Origin of the sequence: Promicromonospora sp. NFX87, assembly GCF_048564965.1 — a bacterium.
Lineage (GTDB): Bacteria > Actinomycetota > Actinomycetes > Actinomycetales > Cellulomonadaceae > Promicromonospora.
In genome coordinates, this window is sequence record NZ_CP183413.1 from 3,153,073 (window position 1) to 3,170,158 (window position 17,086).

Genomic DNA, 17,086 nt, shown 5'->3' on the forward strand with positions numbered 1-17,086 from the left:
GAAAGAGCCCCCGGATGCCGGGTGGTGCGCCTCGCACCACCCGGCATCCGGGGGCCTTCGTCATCTCCGCCGGGCTTCCTCAGCGGCTCATCAGGGAAGTGCTACGGCTCCCGGGTCCAGCAGGCCCGACTCCACCAGCTCCGACCAGAGCTCGGCCGGCACACCCTTGTCGTGCCGGTCGAGGTTCGCGTCGATCTGTGCCGCATTGCGCGCACCGAGCGCCACCGCGGCGACGGCGGGGTGCAGCAGCGGCAGCTCGACGGCAGCGGCGGGCAACGTCGTCCCGTGCCGTTCGCACACCTCGGCGAGCCGGCGAGCACGCGCGAGCATGTCCGCCGGCGCCGGCCCGTACTCGTACCTGGCGTCGTCGGGGGGCCAGGGCCTGCTGAGCAGACCCGAGTTGAACACGGCGGCGACGACCACGGCGACGCCCCCGGCCCGAGCGGGCTCGAGCGCCGACCGCAGCCCGCTCTGCTCGAGGAGCGTGTACCGCCCCGCCACCATCACGACGTCGGCGAGCCCGGGCGTGAACAGCCCCGGCACCTTGTGCGGAGCGTTGGTGCCGACGCCGACGGCGCGCACGACTCCCTCCGCACGCAGATCAGCGAGGGCCTCGAGCGCCTGGCGGCCCGACTCCGGCGCGTGCTGGTCCGGGTCGTGGGCATAGGCGATGTCGACGTGGTCCAGCCCGAGACGCTCCAGCGAGGCCTCGATCGACCGCCGCACGCCGTCGCGGCTGAAGTCCCACACGCGGTGCACGTCGCCGGGGACGAGGAAGCCGTCGTCGTCCAGGGGGGTCGGGCTGGGGTTCGGCTCGAGCCGCCGCCCCACCTTCGTCGAGACGACGAACTCCGCACGGGGACGGCCCTTCAGCGCGGCTCCCAGCCGGCGTTCCGACAGCCCGAGACCGTAGTGCGGCGCCGTGTCGAAGTACCGGATGCCGCGCTCCCACGCGCGGTCGACCGTCGCAGTAGCCTCCTCGTCCGTCATGGCGCGGCCGAGGTTGCCGAGCGTCGCGGCCCCGAACCCGAGCTCGGTCAGCCGCAGCCCCGTGGCCCCGATGGGGCGCGATGGCAAAGGGGTCATCGTGAGATCCCGTAGATTCGGGCGGCGTTCTGCCCGTCGATGGCGGCCTTGTCGGGCGCCGAGAGGTGGTCGGTGAGGTTCAGGTAGGCCTGCAGCCACGCCCCGTAGCCCCCTTCGAGCTCCGCGAGGGGCCAGTCCGAGCCGAACAGCAGGCGGCCGGGGCCGAACGTGCGCAGCGCGTGGTCGATGACCGGGCGCAGTCGTGCGGCGGTCCATCGGCCGGGCTCGTCCTCCGTCACCAGCCCCGACACCTTGGCGACGACGTTCGGCCGGTCCGCGAGCAGGGCGAGGTCCCGGGCCCAGTCGACGAGCTCCGTGCTCCGCAGCGGCACCTTCCCGAGATGGTCCAGGACGAACGTCGTCCGCGGGTGGTCGCGCACGACGTCGGCGGCCTGCGCCAGCTGACGATGGCCCACCAGGATGTCGAACGTGAGCCCGAGCGGAGCCAGCGCCTCCAGCCCGCGCCCGACGTCGTCGCGGGAGAGCCAACGCTCGTCGTCCTCCTCGAACGTGACGTGCCGGATGCCGACGAGCTTGTCGCCCCCTGGCCCCGCCCGCAGCGTGGCGACCTGCGCGGGCACGTCACCGGTGAGGTCGACCCAGCCGACCACGCCGGCCACGGCGTCCAGCTCGCGGGTGTCGGCCAGCAGGTCGGCCGTCTCCTCGATCTCGTTGACGGCTTGGACGACGATGCATCCATCGACACCGCTGCGGTCCAGCTCGTCCACCGCCGACGCCGGGGGGAAGTCCTTGTCGATGCCCGCCATCGTCTCGGGGTCGATCCAGGGCTGCGGGTGCTTCGCGCGCTCCCACACGTGCAGGTGGGCGTCCAGGGTCTGCCTCATTCCTTTGTCCCCCCGGCCGTCAGGCCCGCGACGAGGAACCGCTGGGAGAACAGGAAGATCAGCAGCACCGGGGTGACCGAGACCAGGGTCGCCACCGCCAGCACCGGCAGCTCGATCGTGCTCATCCCGGCAGACGTCGGGTTGAAGGCCGGCACGTTGCTGAGCATCTCGGTGAGGCCCACCTGGATGGGTGCCGCCGGTCCGGGCACAGTCAGGAACGGCAGGAAGAAGTTGTTCCAGTTGGCCACGAAGCTGAAGAACCCCACCAGCGCGATCACCGGCAGCGCGAGCGGCATCGCGATCCTGCGGAACACCGCAACTTCCCCGCAGCCGTCGATCCGCGCGGCGTCGAGCAGGTCGCGAGGGACGCTCGTGGAGAAGTAGATGTACGTCAGGTACACCCCGAACGGGTAGAACGAGAACGGCAGGATCGCGGCGAGAGGAGTCCCGATCAGGCTGACGGCGGAGAGCTCGAGGAAGACCGGGAGCACCAGCGCGGTGTTGGGGATCAGCATCACGACCAGGGTCGTCGTCAGGAGCACCTTCCGTCCCCGGAAGTCGCCGAGGGCGAGGGCGTAGCCGGCCGGGATCGTGGTCACCAGGGTGATCGCGAGGGCGGCCAGCGAGTAGTACGCGGAGTTCCCGAGCCAGCGCAGGATGATGCCGTCCTGGAAGTGGACCAGCGCGTTCCAGTTGGCGGCGAGGTCCCCGAGGGTTCCCGGCACGAACGGCCCTGTGGTGATCAGGTCGTGCGGCGACTTCCCGGAGGCGATCAGCAGCCACACCATGGGCACGACGAAGAAGAGAAGGAAGAAGACCGTGACGACGACGGCGAACGCGCGTCCGAGCCAGTCCCTCGGACTGAGATCGTGGCGGGGTCGCGTGCTCGTGCTAATCGCGCTCAAAGAGGCCTCCTCGGATGACGAAGAACGTGCTCAGGCCGAGCGACACCACCAGCAGGATGACGGCGATGGCTGACGAGCCGTTGAGATCTTGCTGCTTGAACGCGTACAGGTAGGTGAGCTGGTTCAGCGACCAGTCCGAAGGTACGACCGCGTGGCTGGCCTGGGAGAGCACCCGCGGCTCCACGAACAGCTGCGCACCACCCGCCAGGGACATGACGGCCATGTAGGAGATCCACTTGCGCAGCATCGGCAGCTGGATGTGCAAGGCGGTGCGCACCACACCTGCCCCGTCCATGCGCGCGGCCTCCAGCACCTCGTTCGGGATGCTGTTGAGCGCGCCGTACATGACGACGATCCAGCCACCGGCCCCTGTCCAGAACGCGATGATCGCGAAGACGACCGGCAGGTTGGCCGGCGAGACCGTCTGGACGAACGTCTCGAACCCGAAGGCGCGCAGCACGGCCGATACCGGGCTCACGGAGGGGTTGAGCACGAACAACCACAGCACCACGGACGATGCTCCGGCCAGCGCCCCTGGGATGTAGTAGACGAACCGGATGCTCGAGCTGAGCCAGCGCCGCCCGATGCCGTGGACCAGCAGCGCCAGGAGCGTGACGAGCACCAGCAGGGCGACCAGCCAGACCAGCAGGAAAGCGCCCACGTGGAGGACGGCGGGCCAGAACCTGAAGTCGCCCACCACCCGCGTGAAGTTCGCGATCCCGGCGAACCGCCCGTCGCCGTCCAGGAACGCGATGAACACGGCGTACAGCGTGGGCAGCACTCCGAACGCGAGGGCAAGCAGGGTGTAGCCGGAGACGAAGACGTAGCTGACCCGCGACCACCGTCCGGTGACGGTCCTCCGCTTGCTCGGCGGGCGCCGTCGCCGGCCCCCGCGAGGGGAGCCGGCGGCGGCGTCGGTCAGCGAGAGCTGGGCTGATGACGTGGTCACTTGATCGCGTACCCGTTCACCTGGGCCTCGTTCTCGATGGCCTTCTCCCACTCCGGCAGGAGGTCGACGAGGCTCTCACCGGCCGCCAGCTTCGGCGTGACCGTCTTGGCCCAGACCGCCTCCTGGCTGAATCGCGGGTAACCCCAGCCGTCCCAGATCTGGGTCGACGCCGTCGAGACGTTCTCCGCGAAGTCGCCGGCGAAGAAGCCGGCCTCGGCCTGCTTGGCGAGCCACTTGTCGGACGCGTCCTGGTACGCCGGCAGCCCGGACGCCAGGTCCACCTGGTAGCGCTCGTCGCTCGTGACGAACTCGAGGAACTTCTTGGCGGCCTCCAGGTTCGTGGAGTGCTGCGAGATGAACCACGTCCCGCCGCCGACGTTGCCGGCGACCGCGTCCTCACCCTCCCACGCGAGAGGCAGCCCCGCGGCGATCGTGCCGGGCTTGGCGTTGAGGGAGTCCGGGTTGCTGAAGAGCGCGCCCGAGTACCAGACGGGTCCGGGAAGCATCAGGACCTTGCCGGTGTACTTCTGCACGAACTCCGGGCTGAAGACGTTCTCCTGCGCGAGGACGCCCGCATCGAGCAGGTCGTCGATGATCGCTGCCATGTCCTGCGCGTACGGGTCGGACGCGTCGGAGCTGAGGGTGTTGGCGTCCACCACGGTGTTCACCGGAGCCTTGGCACCCCAGAAGTAGATCTCCTCGGCGAACGCGTCACCGACACCACCGATGATGTAGCCGGGGTGCTCGGCCGCGACCTTCTCGCCCAGCTCCTGGTACTCCTCCCACGTCGTGGGCACCGTGTAGCCGAACTCGTCCATGAGGCTCTGGTCGTACCACGTCACGGTCGGCGCGAGGTCGTTGCGCAGGCCGTAGACCGTGTCGTCCACGGTGAGCGGCGCGAGGGCTCCCTCGGTGAACCCGTCCAGGAACGACTGCTCGAAGTAGCCCTTGTTGAGCGGCGCGGCAAAGGGCTCGTCCCCCTGGCTGGCCCAGGCCGCGTCGTTGTTCTGCGTCGAGAACACGACGTCGGGCCAACCACTCCCGGCCTGGTTGAAGGCCTGGACCTTGGTCTGGAACGAGCCCGAGCCGTCGGCCCCGCCGTCGTACGTCTCCACCGTGATCGGGATCTCGGGATAGGCCGCCTTGAAGGCGTCCGCGGCAGGCTGCCGTGAGGCGTCGACCCAGACGGTGATGGGGGCGTCCGCCTCCTGCTCGACGATCGGGAACCCGTACTTCGAGTCCGGCTCCTCGGCCGTCGACGCACCGGGTGTGCAGGCGGCCAGGGCGAGCATCGATGCGCCGAGCACCGTGGCCAGCGCGACCGACCTCGTCGGGATCCTTGTCGACCACGCGCGAGTGTGCGGTGTAGTCATGGCTCTGTTCCTTCTTCCTCGGAGAAACACTCAGCACCGCACTGGCGGCGCCTCGTTGAAGTAGATCATACATGTTACGTTTCCTCCAAGTCCCGTTACCCTTCGGGTGTAGCGCACCGCTGCGCCACCCGACCGCCCAGGAGGCACCAGTGCCCAGAACAGAACAGCCCCGCGTCGAGAACGCGGATCACCCCATCGCCGGAGCCGGCTCCGTGTCGCGCACGAGCGCGCGGCCGCAGACGCCGGCAGGCGTGGAGGTGCTCGCGCCGGGGGCACCGGGCGCGCCGGTGGTGCTGATCACCGAGTGCGACCACGACACCTTCGACGCGGAGATCGCCGTCGCACGGCAGGCCGGGGTGGAGCTGCGCCTGGCGCAGGCGCACACGACGGAGGAGCTCGTAGCCGCGGCCGCCGGTGCCGCCGGCCTGGTGGTGCAGTACGCCGAGATCAGCGCTGCGGTGCTGGACGCCCTGCCAGGGCTCCAGGTGGTCTCCCGGTACGGGGTGGGAGTCGACTCGGTCGACGTCGCCGCGGCCGCCGCGCGGGGCGTCACGGTGTGCAACGTGCCCGACTACGGCACGGAGGCCGTCTCCGACCACGCGATCACGCTGGCGCTGACCGCGTCCCGGGGCGTCGCCCGGCTGGACCGCGGTGTCCGGGCGGGACGGTTCGACCTTCAGGCGGTGCGGCCGGTGGGCCAGGTCCGCGGATCGGTGTTCGGGGTCATCGGCGTGGGCCGCATCGGGCACGCGACGGCGCTCAAGGCACGCGGGCTGGGATACGAGGTGCTCGGGTTCGACGTGCTCGCGCCCGATGCCGACGGCGAGGTGCACGGTGTGCCCGTGGCGCCCCTCGACGAGGTGCTGCGCCGGGCCGACGTCGTGTCGCTGCACACCCCGTTGACAGCGGCGACCCACCACCTGGTCGGGCGCCGGGAGCTGGCGCTGATGAAGCCCACGGCGGTCCTGGTCAACACCAGCCGCGGCGGCGTCGTCGACACCGACGCCCTCGTCGCGGCGCTGGGCGAGGGCCGCCTGCGGGCGGCCGGGATCGACGTCCACGAGGAGGAGCCCGTACCGGTGGGGCATCCGCTGACCCGACTCGAGAACGTGACGCTCACGCCCCATCTGGCCTGGTACACGGAGGAGTCCTACACCGAGCTCAAGCGCCGCACCGTCGAGAACGCGGTGGAGGCGATCGCCGGGCGGGTGCCCCGCAACGTGGTGACGGAGGAGGCCCGATGACGACGTCGATGCAGGCCGCGGTGTGGCAGGGACCGGACGCGATCACGGTCGAGCAGGTCCCCGTACCCGAGGTGCCGGCCGGATGGGCGCTGGTCGAGGTCGAGTACACGGGCATCTGCGGCACCGACCTGTCGATCCTGCACGGCACCCACCCGCGCGCGCAGGCAGGGATCGTGCCAGGGCACGAGATCGTCGGCGTGGTCGCCGACGGCGGGACCACGGGGCTCGCCGTGGGTGACCGGGTGGTGGCCGAGCCCCTCATCTCCTGCGGGCACTGCTTGGCGTGCCGCTCGGGCAGCACGCACGTGTGCCGCAACCTCGAGCTGTACGGCATCGACGTGCCCGGCTCTCTGGCCGACTACGTGGCCCTGCCTGCCTCGGCGCTGCACGTCGTCCCGGCGGGTGTGCCGGCGCGGCTGGCCGCGCTGGTCGAGCCGCTGGCCGTGGCGGTGCACGCCGTCGCCCGCTCGGGCCTGCGGGCGGGTGACACCGTGGCGGTGCTCGGCGGCGGCCCGATCGGGGTGCTGACCGCGCTCGTCGCAGCGCACGCGGGCGCCGGGCGCGTGGTCGTCGGGGAGCCGCGCACCTGGCGGCGGGAGGTGATCGCCGGGCTGGGCCTCGACGTGGTGCCGGACGGCGTGGACGCCGCCGCCCACCTCGCCTCCCTGACTGCCGGCGAGGGCGCCGACGTCACGTTCGACACCGCGGGACACCCCGCGGTGGCCGCTCAGCTGCCCGGCGTGACCCGCGTGCTGGGCCGCGTCGTGATCGTGGGCGTGCACAAGCAGCCCGCCCCTGTCGACCTGCAGGCGATCTGCTTCAAGGAGCAGACGCTCGTGGGGGTACGCGTGTACACCCACGAGGACGTCGCGCAGGCGGTGAGCCTGGTCGCGTCCGGAGAGCTCGGGCTCGAGCGGCTCCCCGTCGCCGAGTTCGCGCTGGAGGATGTGGCCGCGGCGTTCGAGTCCGCGGCGGCAGGACAGGACAACCTCAAGGTGCTGGTGCGTTCGGGCGGTGCACGATGAGCGCCGCGGCACCGTTCTCGCTGGCCGGGAGGACCGCCGTCGTGACAGGCGGCGGACGCGGCCTCGGCGCCGGCATCACCGCCGCGCTGCTGGAGGCCGGAGCGGATGTCGTCGTGCTGGCCCGCCGCGACCTGCCGCAGGATCTGACGGAGACGGCCGACGCCCTGGGACGCACGGTCGAGCTGGTGTCCGTCGACCTGGCCGACCGCGAGGCCGTCGACGAGGCGGCCGACGACGTGCTGGCCCGCCACCAGGTCGACGTGCTGGTCAACAACGCGGGTGTGCAGGACCGATTTCCGGCAGCCGAGTTCCCGCTCGACGCGTTCGACCGCGTGCTCGACGTCAACCTGCGCGCGGTGTTCCAGCTCGCGCAGCGGTTCGGTCGCCCGATGCTGGAGCGTGGGGACGGCGCGATCATCAACCTCGCCTCGCTCCTCAGCTTCCAGGGTGGCCTGAACGTCGCCGCCTACGCCGCGTCGAAGGGTGCGGTGGCCCAGCTGACCAAGGCCTTGGCCAACGAATGGGCCGGGCAAGGCGTGCGCGTCAACGCGGTGGCACCGGGCTACATGACCACCGAGATGAACGAGGCCCTGCTCGCGGACCCGGTGCGGCTCGAGCAGCTCTCGACCCGGATCCCCGCGGGCCGATGGGGCACACCGGCGGACATCGGGAACGTCGTGGTGTTTCTCGCCTCGGCCGCCGCCGGGTACGTGCACGGGCAGGTGCTCGCTGTCGACGGTGGGTGGATGGGACGCTGACCGCCTGTCCCCCGCGACCATCGGAGTGCCACCCCGTCGCGTCGCGGTCACTGACGTATGGCGACAAACGCAACTAGGCGCTCGGCTGGGGTTTCCCGGCCGAGCGCCTTGCTTAGGCCCGTGGCACGCGGGGTCATGACTCGGCGCCATCGCTCCGTTGCTCTCCGCTCGACGGCTGGGCAGCCCGACTCGCGGTGCCCGCGTGCGAAGTCCCGTAGAACGATCAGTCCGCGCTCCGCGTGCGCTGGTAGTGGCGCCTCGCCTTGAACCGGTTGCCGCAGAGCGCCATCGAGCACCACCGAGCGGTGTTCGCGTTGCTGCGGTCGTGCAGGAAGCGGCCCGGCGGGCACTTCCTCCTCGAGTCGCACCTCGACGAGGCCGCCGCACTGATCCGCGACTTCCTCGCGGCGACCCTCACCCGCTGAGCAGGGGCCCGGTGTGAGGCCGGGCGTGCGGCGGATCCTCAGGTGCGCAGGTGGGAGGCGCCGTTGAGGTCGAGGATCGCCCCTGACGCCCAGGCGGCCTCGGGCGAGGTCAGGTACAGCACCGCGTGCGCGACCTCCTCCGGCGTCCCCACCCGCCCGAACGGGCTCTCCGAGCGCACGGAGTCACCCGTGGGGCCTGCCAGCTTCTCGGCCTGGCGTTCGGAGCTGACGAATCCTGGAGCGACCGACGCCACCGCGATGCCGTGCGGCGCGAGGGCGACCGCCATCGACTGCCCGAAAGCATGCAGCGCGGCCTTCGCCGCCCCGTACGCGGGAAATTCCGGCTCACCACGGAAGGCACCCCGGGAGCCGATGTTCACGATGACCCCCGCGGAGCCCCTGGCGATGAGCTGGCGCACCACGAGGTATGTCACGTTCGCCGCCGCGATGAGGTCGACATCGATCATCTCCCGCCAGCTTCGCTGCCAGTCCTCGTAGCTCACGGTCGCAATGGGGTGATGGTGACGCGCGCTGGGCGCGAGCGCCGCGTTGTTGACGAGGACGTCGATCCCTCCGAGCGCCTGTGCCGCCGCCGTCACGATGGCCTCGGCGCCCTCCGGCCGGCTCAGGTCTCCACCCACGACCGTATGACCTGTGCCGGCCAGCAGTTCGAGAGTCTGCTCAGCGGCCGTGCGATCGGAGCCGTAGTGGACGGCGACCCGATCACCACGACCGGCAAGAGCCACCGCGATCGCACGCCCGATCCCTCGGGAGGCGCCAGTCACCAGAACGTTCGCCATCAGCCCACCTTCCGTGAACCCACCCGGGCGGCCCAGGCGGGTGGACCAGTATCAAAACACTGATCAGTCGGTGCCACGGCACCACTACCTGGTCGCCCGGAACGGGACCTTCACTGATCGCCGGCCGGCACGCGGGTGGCCCACGCAGCGACCGCCACCGCCGAGGCCACGTTCAGGGAGTCCACTCCCCCGGACATCGGGATCCGGACCGTCATGTCGCACTCGGCGATCGTCCGGGCCTTCAGTCCGTCGCCCTCGGTACCGAGAACCAGCGCGAGCTTCTCAGGCGGATCTGCCACCAGGTCGTCCAGCGAGATCGAGTCGTCCTCCAGCGCGAGCGCCGCCACCTCGAAGCCGTGCTCGTGCAAGGTCTGGATCCCGCTGGGCCAGGGATCGATCCGCGTCCACGGGATCTGGAAGACGGTCCCCATGGAGACCCGGACGGCTCGGCGGTACAGCGGGTCCGCACAGCTCGGCGTGAATAGCACGACGTCGACCCCGAGGGCCGCGCACGCGCGCATCCCGGCACCGACGTTCGTGTGGTCGACGATGTCCTCGAAGATCACCACGCGCCGCGCCCCCGCTCCCCCGCGCGCACCGGCGAGCACCTCGTGCACCCCGGGCAGCGGCGGCCGGTGCATGGCCGCCATCGCGCCGCGGTGCAGGTTGAAGCCGGTGATCTCCTTGAGCAGCGGCTCCTCGGCGACGAAGACGGGCGCGCCGGTCTCGGCGATCAGGTCGCTCATCGAGTCCAGCCACTTCGGCGCCATGAGGAACGACCGCGGCCGGTGCCCGGCAGCCAGCGCCCGCCGGATCACCGTCGAGCTCTCGGCGATGTACAGCCCCTTGGCCGGCTCGTGCTTGGAGCGCAGGACGACGTCCGTGAGGCTGTTGTAGTCGGCGAGGCGCTCGTCGGCGGGGTCGTCGATGCGGACGACGTCGAGGGTGGTCACCCGTGCATTCTCCCTGACCGGCGAGCCCTTGTCGGGCCGGGTCCGGTCCGCCCGTCGGATCCGGCCGTCAGATCCGGCCGTCAGATCCGCCCGCGGACGGGCGTGCGCTCGACCGGGTCGCCGCCGTCGGGCATCACCATCTCGGCACGCACGCCGAGCAGACGCACCTCCCGGCCCGGCTCCATGCCTTCCGCGAGGGCGAGGACGGCGGTGGTCAGGTCGTCGAGCGACCGCGTCGGCGCCGGGAGCTTCTTCGAGTAGCTCTGCGTGAAGAAGGGCGCGTAACGCACCTTGAGGCCCATCCGGAAGACGGGCCGGTCCTCGGCCACCGTGTCGGCGTGCACCTGCGTGACGAGCTCTCGCAGGGCCGCCTCCACCTGCTCGGGCGTGGTGAGGTTCTGCTGGTAGGTGGTCTCGCGGCTGTGCCCGCGCGCGACCCAGGGCGCGTCGTCGACGACGGCGGAGCCGTGCCCGCGACCGAGGTCGCCGTACCAGGCGCCCATGCGGGGCCCGAACTCGCCGACCAGCACGTCGCCGTCGGCCGCGGCGAGCTCCGCCACGGTCGTGACGCCGTGTGCGGCGAGGCGCTTGGACACCTTGGAGCCGACGCCCCACAGGTCGATGGTGAGCCGCTCCCCCATCACCTCGAACCAGTTCTCCGCGGTGAGGCGGAAGACGCCCGCGGGCTTGCCGAAGCCGGTGGCGATCTTCGCGCGGATCTTGTTGTCGCCGATGCCGACCGAGGTGTGCAGCTCTGTGGCGGCGAGGACCGCCTCCTGCACCCGGTGGGCGACCGCCTCCGGATCGTCGGCGTCGCAGCCAAGGAACGCCTCGTCCCAGCCGAGCACCTCCACCACCAGGCCGAGCCCGCGCAGCGTGTCCATCACGTGCCCGGACGCCTCGAGATAGGCCTCCTGGTCGACGGGCAGGATGATCGCGTCCGGGACCTTGCGGGCGGCGATCCGCAGCGGCATGCCGGACCCGACGCCGAACTTCCGCGCCTCGTACGACGCGGTGGAGACCACCGCCCGCTCGGTCGGGTCACCGCGCCCGCCCACGATCACCGGCTTTCCGGCGAGCTCCGGGCGCCGCAGCAGCTCGACCGCGACCAGGAACTGGTCGAGGTCGACGTGCAACACCCAGCGGAAGGCGTGCGGGCCCATGGCACGAGTCTCCCGGGGCGTTCTCGTGCTGTCACCCGTTCCGACACGCGGTACCGACACCCGGTTCCGACACCCGGTTCCGACACCGGCCCGGAATGCGGTCGGAACGCGCCTGAAACATGGCTGGAACGCGGGTTGCGCGCGGGAAGACCGTGGCATGCCGTTATCGTCCCGTTATCTCTGAGAGCGAAATCCTCTCCGCTTCCCCCGAGCCCCAAGACTCCATATGCTCCGGGCAAGGAAAGTTCGTCCCGCTCGTGAGGAGAGTTGCGATGAGAACTACCCGAACTGCCCGGTCATCCCGTGCACGCCGCAGCAAGGAACACAGTCCGCACCCCGCGTTGCCCCAGTCCTACGCTGCGATGATCGAGCGGACGCCGTCGCTGGACGACGCGCAGCTCGAGTCTCTCCTCGAGCGAGCAGTCGCCGGAGCAGACGCCGCACGCACCCTCCACTCCACAGCGGTCTCCCCCAGCTTCCGCATGCAGCTCGAAGCGCGGGTCAAGGACGGGCAATACGCGAAGGAGCGTCTCGTCCTCGCCCACCTGCGTCTCGTCCCGGCCGTCGCGGGCACCTACTCGGGCCGCCTGCCGTTCATGGACCTCGTGCAGGAGGGCAACGTCGGCCTGGTTCGCGCCGCCGACTCGTACGACCCCGCGCACGGCACGTTCGCCGCCTACGCGACCCGCTGGGTACGCCGCTCGATCGTGCGCGCGGTTGCCGCCGCCGAGCACGCCGAGTCGCCGGGCGAGAGCGGACCCACCCCCGAGCAGACGATGCTGCGCCGCCGTGTCCGGCAGGCCCTGCGGCATCTCGACGCCGTGGAGGCCCGGGTCCTGGAGATGCGTTTCGGTCTCCTCGACGGCACCACGCGGACCCTCGACGAGATCGGCCGCCGCCTCGGCGTGACCAAGGAGCGCGTCGCTCAGATCCTCGAGAGCGCACTGGCCAGGCTGCGCGACGTCGTCAGCCCGGTTCCCCTCGCCGCGTGACCGCCGGCTGGGCACCCGAAGGCCCAGCCGGCGTCAGCCGAGAGACGACTTCGTCCAGCGCCAGGTGGTACGCCCACGACGACTGGTAGCCCGAGTGGGCGGCCACGGCGAAGAGATAGGCCGACCGGTCCATCTCCTCCGCCCCGCGGTCCACCTCGTTCGACCCGTAACCCACCACGGGGAAGCCCATGAAGTCGGTGCGCCGCCACAGGTTCACCCACGCGGGCTTCGCACCGCAGGTCAGCAGTGACATCAGCGTGACCTGTTCCCCCGAACCGGGCTCGGGGCGCTCCGGCGTCAACGGCGCCGCCGGGACCGCCCCGGGTCCGGAACCCACCGGCACCCGCGCGGCCTGCACCTGCCCGCCCCACGGATCCGCCGACCAGGCGGGCCCGGTGCACGGCGGCGTGCCGGTCGTCGTCGGGCCCAGGAGGTTGGGGAAGAACCGCCCGAAGAACGGGCGCAGCTGCGTGCCGTAGGTCAGCAGGCCGAGGCGGCCGTCGACCGTGTCGGGCACCGGGTTGCCCGCGCGGATCATGATCACGGCCGTGGCCAGCGCGGCACCGATCGAGTGCGCGGACAGCACCACGCGCCGGGTCGGGGCCACCCGCTCGCGCTCGGCGTCGTCGGCGATGTCGGCGCCCGTGAGCCAGGCGTCCACCCGCGAGCGCACCTCGGGCACCGCGCGCTCGGCGTAGCTCGGCGGGCCGAACGGGTGGGCGCTGCGCGGCAGGAAGCACATCAGGTCCCACACCAGGCCCCACGGACGCGACGGTCCGCCGCCCGTGGTGCCCGCCAGGGCGCTGGCCACCAGGGTCGCCGCGAGCACGCCCAGGGCCGGCATCGCCAGGCCGGACAGCCACAGCGGCGTCTGGTAGGTGCCCGTGTCGCTGTGCTGGGTGATCAGCGGGACGTGCGCCAGCAGGGCCGCGACGTAGCACGCCGCGGCGAGCGCGCCCCCGGCCAGCTCCGCCCGGTGCGACATCGCGGCGACCTTCCGGCCGCGCAGCACCCGCTCCAGGACGGGGTTCGGGCCGCCGTCGGAGTCCGGGGCGTCGGCGACCGCGCGCCAGGCCGGGACCGCGGGACCGTACGGCAGGCCCGCGGTGCGCGGTGCCCTCGGGATCCACAGGTCCCTGGAGCGGACGGCGTCCATCACGTACGGGCCGGCCAGCGCCACGCCCACCAGCACCACGAACACCAGCGCGATCACCACCGACGCCGTGCCGAACTCCGTGTAGATCGGCGGCACCCGCACGAGATCGATCTCGGGCACGTCGCGGGGCAGGCCGACCAGGCCGTTGCCGAGCGGCTTCGGCGGCGCCGCCTCGCCGCTGCGCAGGAACCACTGCACGCCGAGCACCAGCAGGCTCGAGTACACGGCCGCGGCCGCGGCGGAGACCAGCAGGAACACGCCGGGTCCCGCGCCGTTCCAGCCCTCGTACCGACGACGCCGCAGCAGGACGGCCGCCAGCACCACCGCGACCGGGCTCAGGATCGCGAGCACCGCCACCGCGACGAGCAGGTGGCGCAGCGGGCCGTCCGGCTCGGTCACCAGCACGAACGCGACGCACGCCGTGGCGACCACCGGCACGACGCTCCACGCGGCGACGCCCCGGACGCTGCGGGTGGTGCGCCAGGCCAGGCCGGTCGCGGCGATACCGCACAGCCCGACGCCGAGCAGGGCGGGCACCAGGTCCAGGCCGATGAGGGCGGGCATCTTCGGGGGCTTCGGACCGGCGAGGCACGCCCAGCAGGCCAGCAGCCAGACGAGCAGCCCGGCCGCGAACACCGCGAGCCCGGCCCTGCCCTTCGCGCGGGGCGCCACGGCCTGGACGCCGTCGTCGTCCGTGCGCAGGGCGACGAACACGCACGCGCCGAGGATCACCACCAGGCCGGCCACGGGCAGACCGGGCATCGGGAACCCGGCGTCGGCGTACCGCGTCCAGGTGAGGTACTGCCCGGTCAGGGCGAGGGCCGCGCCGAGGTGCGCCCACAGCAGACCCGAGCCGGTGCGCTGGGACCAGAAGCCCGCGCGGTGCAGCGGCGGGCCCGACGGCGGAACCGTGCGCCCGGCGCGCATCACCGAGAACTTCGACTCGAACCGGACCTGGCCGCTGTGCGCCACGAGGACCAGCACCGTGACCAGGAGCACCGGCACGAGCGACAGGAGGGCGAGCCGGTCGCCGACGTCCATCCGCGCCAGGCCGTACAGCGCGCTCGGGATGCGCGCGCAGACGGGGACCACGGAGTCGGGCGCCGCCGTCGCCAGGCCGATGCACCGCGTGCCGATCAAGGACAGCGCGACCGTCGCCACCGCGGACACGAACAGGAGCGTCAGGCCGAGCGCGAACACCCGGGTCAGCGCTGCGGTCGCCTCGGGCTTCAGCGTGCCGGACGTCGGACGGCGGGCGCCGGCCTCGGTCGTGCCGGCCTCGTGCGCACCGGCCTCCGGGGCCGGGATGCGCCGCGCCCAGTACGCGGCGTTCGCCAGGCCGAACGGGATCATCGCCGCCCACAGGAGCCGTACCGCCACGGTCCCGAGGACGCCGAGCACACCACCGAACGGGAGGCCGCCGAGCCGCGCCATCGCGCTCCAGGAGTAGGCCTCGCGGCGCACGTCGGGCCGGATGGCGCGGACGTGGCCCGGCGGGAGCGCCTTGTCCCGCGCCTCGGCGTCCGGCCTCGGGGTCCAGAAGCTGCCCAGGGCGTCGCCGTCGGACTGGACCACCTCGCCCTGCGGCAGGTCGAGCGACCCGTACGGCAGCGCGTTCGCGATGCCATGGATCCGTAGCTCGAGGATGTGGGGTTGCGGGCTGGTGGGGGTGCCGGACGGCGCGCTCTCCATAGCGCCCAAAAGTAGCGCGCAAGGTAGCAATTCTTCCGATGTTAACGTTAATATCGGGCTGCGAATTTCATCCGCAGCCCTGCTACGTGCAACGAAGCACGAGATAGGTCAACACCATGAGCGCACGTCATCGTCATGGCACCACTCCGCCCGCTCGACGGCCCTTCCGGATCCTGGTGAGCCTGCTGGCCGCCCTCGTCCTGCTGCCGGTCACCGCGCTGTCCACCGCCGCACCCGCCACCGCCGCGACCAGCCAGTTCCGCGGCATGAACTGGGCGGTGCTGGGCGACAACTTCAGCACCGGACCGCTCGTGCTCGACGGCCTCAGCAGCTCCGACAGCTACGCCACGGTGCAGGCCAAGGCCAACGCCGTCTACGACGACATGGAGTCGACCCTCGGCATCAACACCGTGCGCCTGCCGATCAACACGCACACGGTGGGCACCGCCTGGTGGAACAACTACCGGGGCGCGATCGACGCCGCGACCGCCCGGGGGTTCAAGGTCATCCTGGCCTACTGGGAGGACGGCGCCGCCTCCGGCGGGCGGATCACCGACATGGCCGCCTTCAACACCATGTGGTCCACCGTGACCAACCAGTACGGCTCCAACACCCGGGTGTACTTCGAGCCCATGAACGAGCCGCACGGCTACAGCTCGGCGGAGTGGCGCGACGTCGCCGCGAACTGGCTCAGCTACCACTACTCGGCGGTGCCGGCCCGCGTCCTGATCGGCGGCACCGGCTACAGCCAGGACCTGCGGGACATCTGCAACGACAGCCGCTTCAACGCGACGCTGCTGTCCTTCCACCACTACGCGTTCTTCTACGGCGACAACACCTACGACGGCTGGCGCAGCCACGTCACCACCCGCCTCGGCAACTGCGCCTCCCGGACCGTCGTCACGGAGTTCGGCGCCGCGATGAACGAGGGCCTGAACTACGGCGACGCCGGCAGCACCAACAACTTCGTGCGCCACATCCGCGCCGTCACGCAGGTCATGCGCGACACCGGGATGGGCGGCACCTACTGGCCGGGGATCGGCGGCAAGACCGGCAACATCGGGTACGACGGGTACTCGATGTACGTCAAGAGCGGCAGCGGCACCAACCTCTCGCTCGCGATCCGGAGCGTCTCCGGCGCGAACCGGCTGCGCTGGGCGTGGGGCGACAACGTCGACCCCAACGCGGGCAACGGCGGCACCACGTCGACGGTCACCGACATCGTCAACCAGGCCTCCGGAAAGTGCGTGGACGTGGTGAGCGCGTCGACCGCCGACGCCGCCGAGGTCGCCCAGTACACCTGCGGAGGGGCGTCGAACCAGCAGTGGGCCCTGCGCGACCTCGGCAACGGGTACCACAACCTCGTCGCGCAGCACTCGGGCAAGTGCCTGGACGTGAACAACGCCGCGACCACCGACGGCGCCGCGATCATCCAGTACACCTGCGGCAGCGGCACCAACCAGCAGTGGCAGCTGCGCAGCGTGAGCGGCGGCTACACCGAGCTCGTGGCGCGCCACTCGGGCAAGTGCCTCGACGTGCCCGCCTCGTCGACGGCGAACAGCACCCGGCTGAAGCAGTACACCTGCAACGGCGGCGCGAACCAGCACTGGACCCTCTAGTCGGTGAAATAGAGATCCGCGAAGTAGAGCGCCTGTCCGAGATTCCTGGTGTCGCCAGGGAGACCCGGACAGGCGCTCTACTTCGCGAATCTCTACTTCGG

15 protein-coding genes are annotated in these 17,086 nt (G+C 71.4%); 5 read left to right on the forward strand and 10 right to left on the reverse strand.

Features of this window, described 5'->3' with window-relative positions:
• Positions 1-90: 90 nt before the first annotated feature.
• From ACNYC2_RS14140 to ACNYC2_RS14160, 5 genes are read right to left on the reverse strand one after another with little or no spacing between them, the layout of a single operon-like run.
• On the reverse strand, positions 91-1,086 hold the full coding sequence (locus tag ACNYC2_RS14140) for an aldo/keto reductase (protein WP_419707632.1): 996 nt from the start codon (positions 1,084-1,086) through the stop codon (positions 91-93).
• Positions 1,083-1,931 carry an amidohydrolase family protein gene (locus ACNYC2_RS14145; RefSeq protein WP_419707633.1) on the reverse strand — a complete coding sequence of 283 codons (849 nt, stop codon included), beginning with the start codon at positions 1,929-1,931 and terminating at the stop codon, positions 1,083-1,085. The genes ACNYC2_RS14140 and ACNYC2_RS14145 overlap by 4 nt, the downstream gene beginning before the upstream one ends.
• Positions 1,928-2,836, reverse strand: a complete 909-nt coding sequence (locus tag ACNYC2_RS14150) for a carbohydrate ABC transporter permease (RefSeq protein WP_419707634.1) — start codon at positions 2,834-2,836, stop codon at positions 1,928-1,930. The genes ACNYC2_RS14145 and ACNYC2_RS14150 overlap by 4 nt, the downstream gene beginning before the upstream one ends.
• Positions 2,823-3,785, reverse strand: coding sequence for a carbohydrate ABC transporter permease (locus ACNYC2_RS14155; protein ID WP_419707635.1), 963 nt, complete (start codon positions 3,783-3,785; stop codon positions 2,823-2,825). Before ACNYC2_RS14155 ends, ACNYC2_RS14150 begins: the two co-directional genes overlap by 14 nt.
• On the reverse strand, positions 3,782-5,158 hold the full coding sequence (locus ACNYC2_RS14160) for an ABC transporter substrate-binding protein (protein WP_419707636.1): 1,377 nt from the start codon (positions 5,156-5,158) through the stop codon (positions 3,782-3,784). Before ACNYC2_RS14160 ends, ACNYC2_RS14155 begins: the two co-directional genes overlap by 4 nt.
• 149 nt (positions 5,159-5,307) lie before the next feature.
• Here ACNYC2_RS14160 and ACNYC2_RS14165 point away from each other — a divergent pair, with 149 nt between their 5' ends.
• The 3 genes from ACNYC2_RS14165 to ACNYC2_RS14175 are packed head-to-tail and all read left to right on the forward strand — an operon-like array spanning position 5,308 to position 8,185.
• Complete coding sequence (locus ACNYC2_RS14165) at positions 5,308-6,402, forward strand: C-terminal binding protein (RefSeq protein ID WP_419707637.1); 1,095 nt, start codon at positions 5,308-5,310, stop codon at positions 6,400-6,402.
• Entirely contained in the window at positions 6,399-7,427 is a 1,029-nt protein-coding gene (locus ACNYC2_RS14170) for a zinc-dependent alcohol dehydrogenase (RefSeq protein ID WP_419707638.1), read from the forward strand. The genes ACNYC2_RS14165 and ACNYC2_RS14170 overlap by 4 nt, the downstream gene beginning before the upstream one ends.
• Positions 7,424-8,185: a glucose 1-dehydrogenase gene (locus ACNYC2_RS14175; RefSeq protein ID WP_419707639.1), complete on the forward strand. Its 762-nt coding sequence runs from the start codon at positions 7,424-7,426 to the stop codon at positions 8,183-8,185. The genes ACNYC2_RS14170 and ACNYC2_RS14175 overlap by 4 nt, the downstream gene beginning before the upstream one ends.
• A gap of 223 nt (positions 8,186-8,408) precedes the next feature.
• Here ACNYC2_RS14175 and ACNYC2_RS14180 read toward each other — a convergent pair whose 3' ends face one another.
• The 4 genes from ACNYC2_RS14180 to ACNYC2_RS14195 form a co-directional block, all read right to left on the reverse strand.
• Positions 8,409-8,603 carry a CGNR zinc finger domain-containing protein gene (locus tag ACNYC2_RS14180; RefSeq protein WP_419707640.1) on the reverse strand — a complete coding sequence of 65 codons (195 nt, stop codon included), beginning with the start codon at positions 8,601-8,603 and terminating at the stop codon, positions 8,409-8,411.
• Between the two features lie 45 nt (positions 8,604-8,648).
• Complete coding sequence (locus tag ACNYC2_RS14185; protein WP_419707641.1) at positions 8,649-9,410, reverse strand: SDR family NAD(P)-dependent oxidoreductase; 762 nt, start codon at positions 9,408-9,410, stop codon at positions 8,649-8,651.
• 110 nt (positions 9,411-9,520) lie between these two features.
• Positions 9,521-10,363, reverse strand: coding sequence for a TrmH family RNA methyltransferase (locus ACNYC2_RS14190; protein ID WP_419707642.1), 843 nt, complete (start codon positions 10,361-10,363; stop codon positions 9,521-9,523).
• 80 nt (positions 10,364-10,443) lie between these two features.
• Complete coding sequence (locus ACNYC2_RS14195) at positions 10,444-11,526, reverse strand: DNA polymerase IV (RefSeq protein WP_419707643.1); 1,083 nt, start codon at positions 11,524-11,526, stop codon at positions 10,444-10,446.
• Between the two features lie 362 nt (positions 11,527-11,888).
• On the opposite strand from ACNYC2_RS14195, the gene ACNYC2_RS14200 reads away from it, so the two are divergent.
• Positions 11,889-12,518 carry a sigma-70 family RNA polymerase sigma factor gene (locus ACNYC2_RS14200; protein ID WP_419707644.1) on the forward strand — a complete coding sequence of 210 codons (630 nt, stop codon included), beginning with the start codon at positions 11,889-11,891 and terminating at the stop codon, positions 12,516-12,518.
• Here ACNYC2_RS14200 and ACNYC2_RS14205 read toward each other — a convergent pair.
• The gene (locus ACNYC2_RS14205; RefSeq protein ID WP_419707645.1) at positions 12,493-15,366 is read right to left on the reverse strand and encodes a hypothetical protein; all 2,874 of its coding nucleotides are present in this window, start codon (positions 15,364-15,366) and stop codon (positions 12,493-12,495) included. The two genes, ACNYC2_RS14200 and ACNYC2_RS14205, sit on opposite strands and share 26 nt — an antisense overlap.
• Before the next feature lie 116 nt (positions 15,367-15,482).
• On the opposite strand from ACNYC2_RS14205, the gene ACNYC2_RS14210 reads away from it, so the two are divergent.
• The gene (locus tag ACNYC2_RS14210) at positions 15,483-16,985 is read left to right on the forward strand and encodes an RICIN domain-containing protein (RefSeq protein WP_419707646.1); all 1,503 of its coding nucleotides are present in this window, start codon (positions 15,483-15,485) and stop codon (positions 16,983-16,985) included.
• Positions 16,986-17,086: the final 101 nt, after the last annotated feature.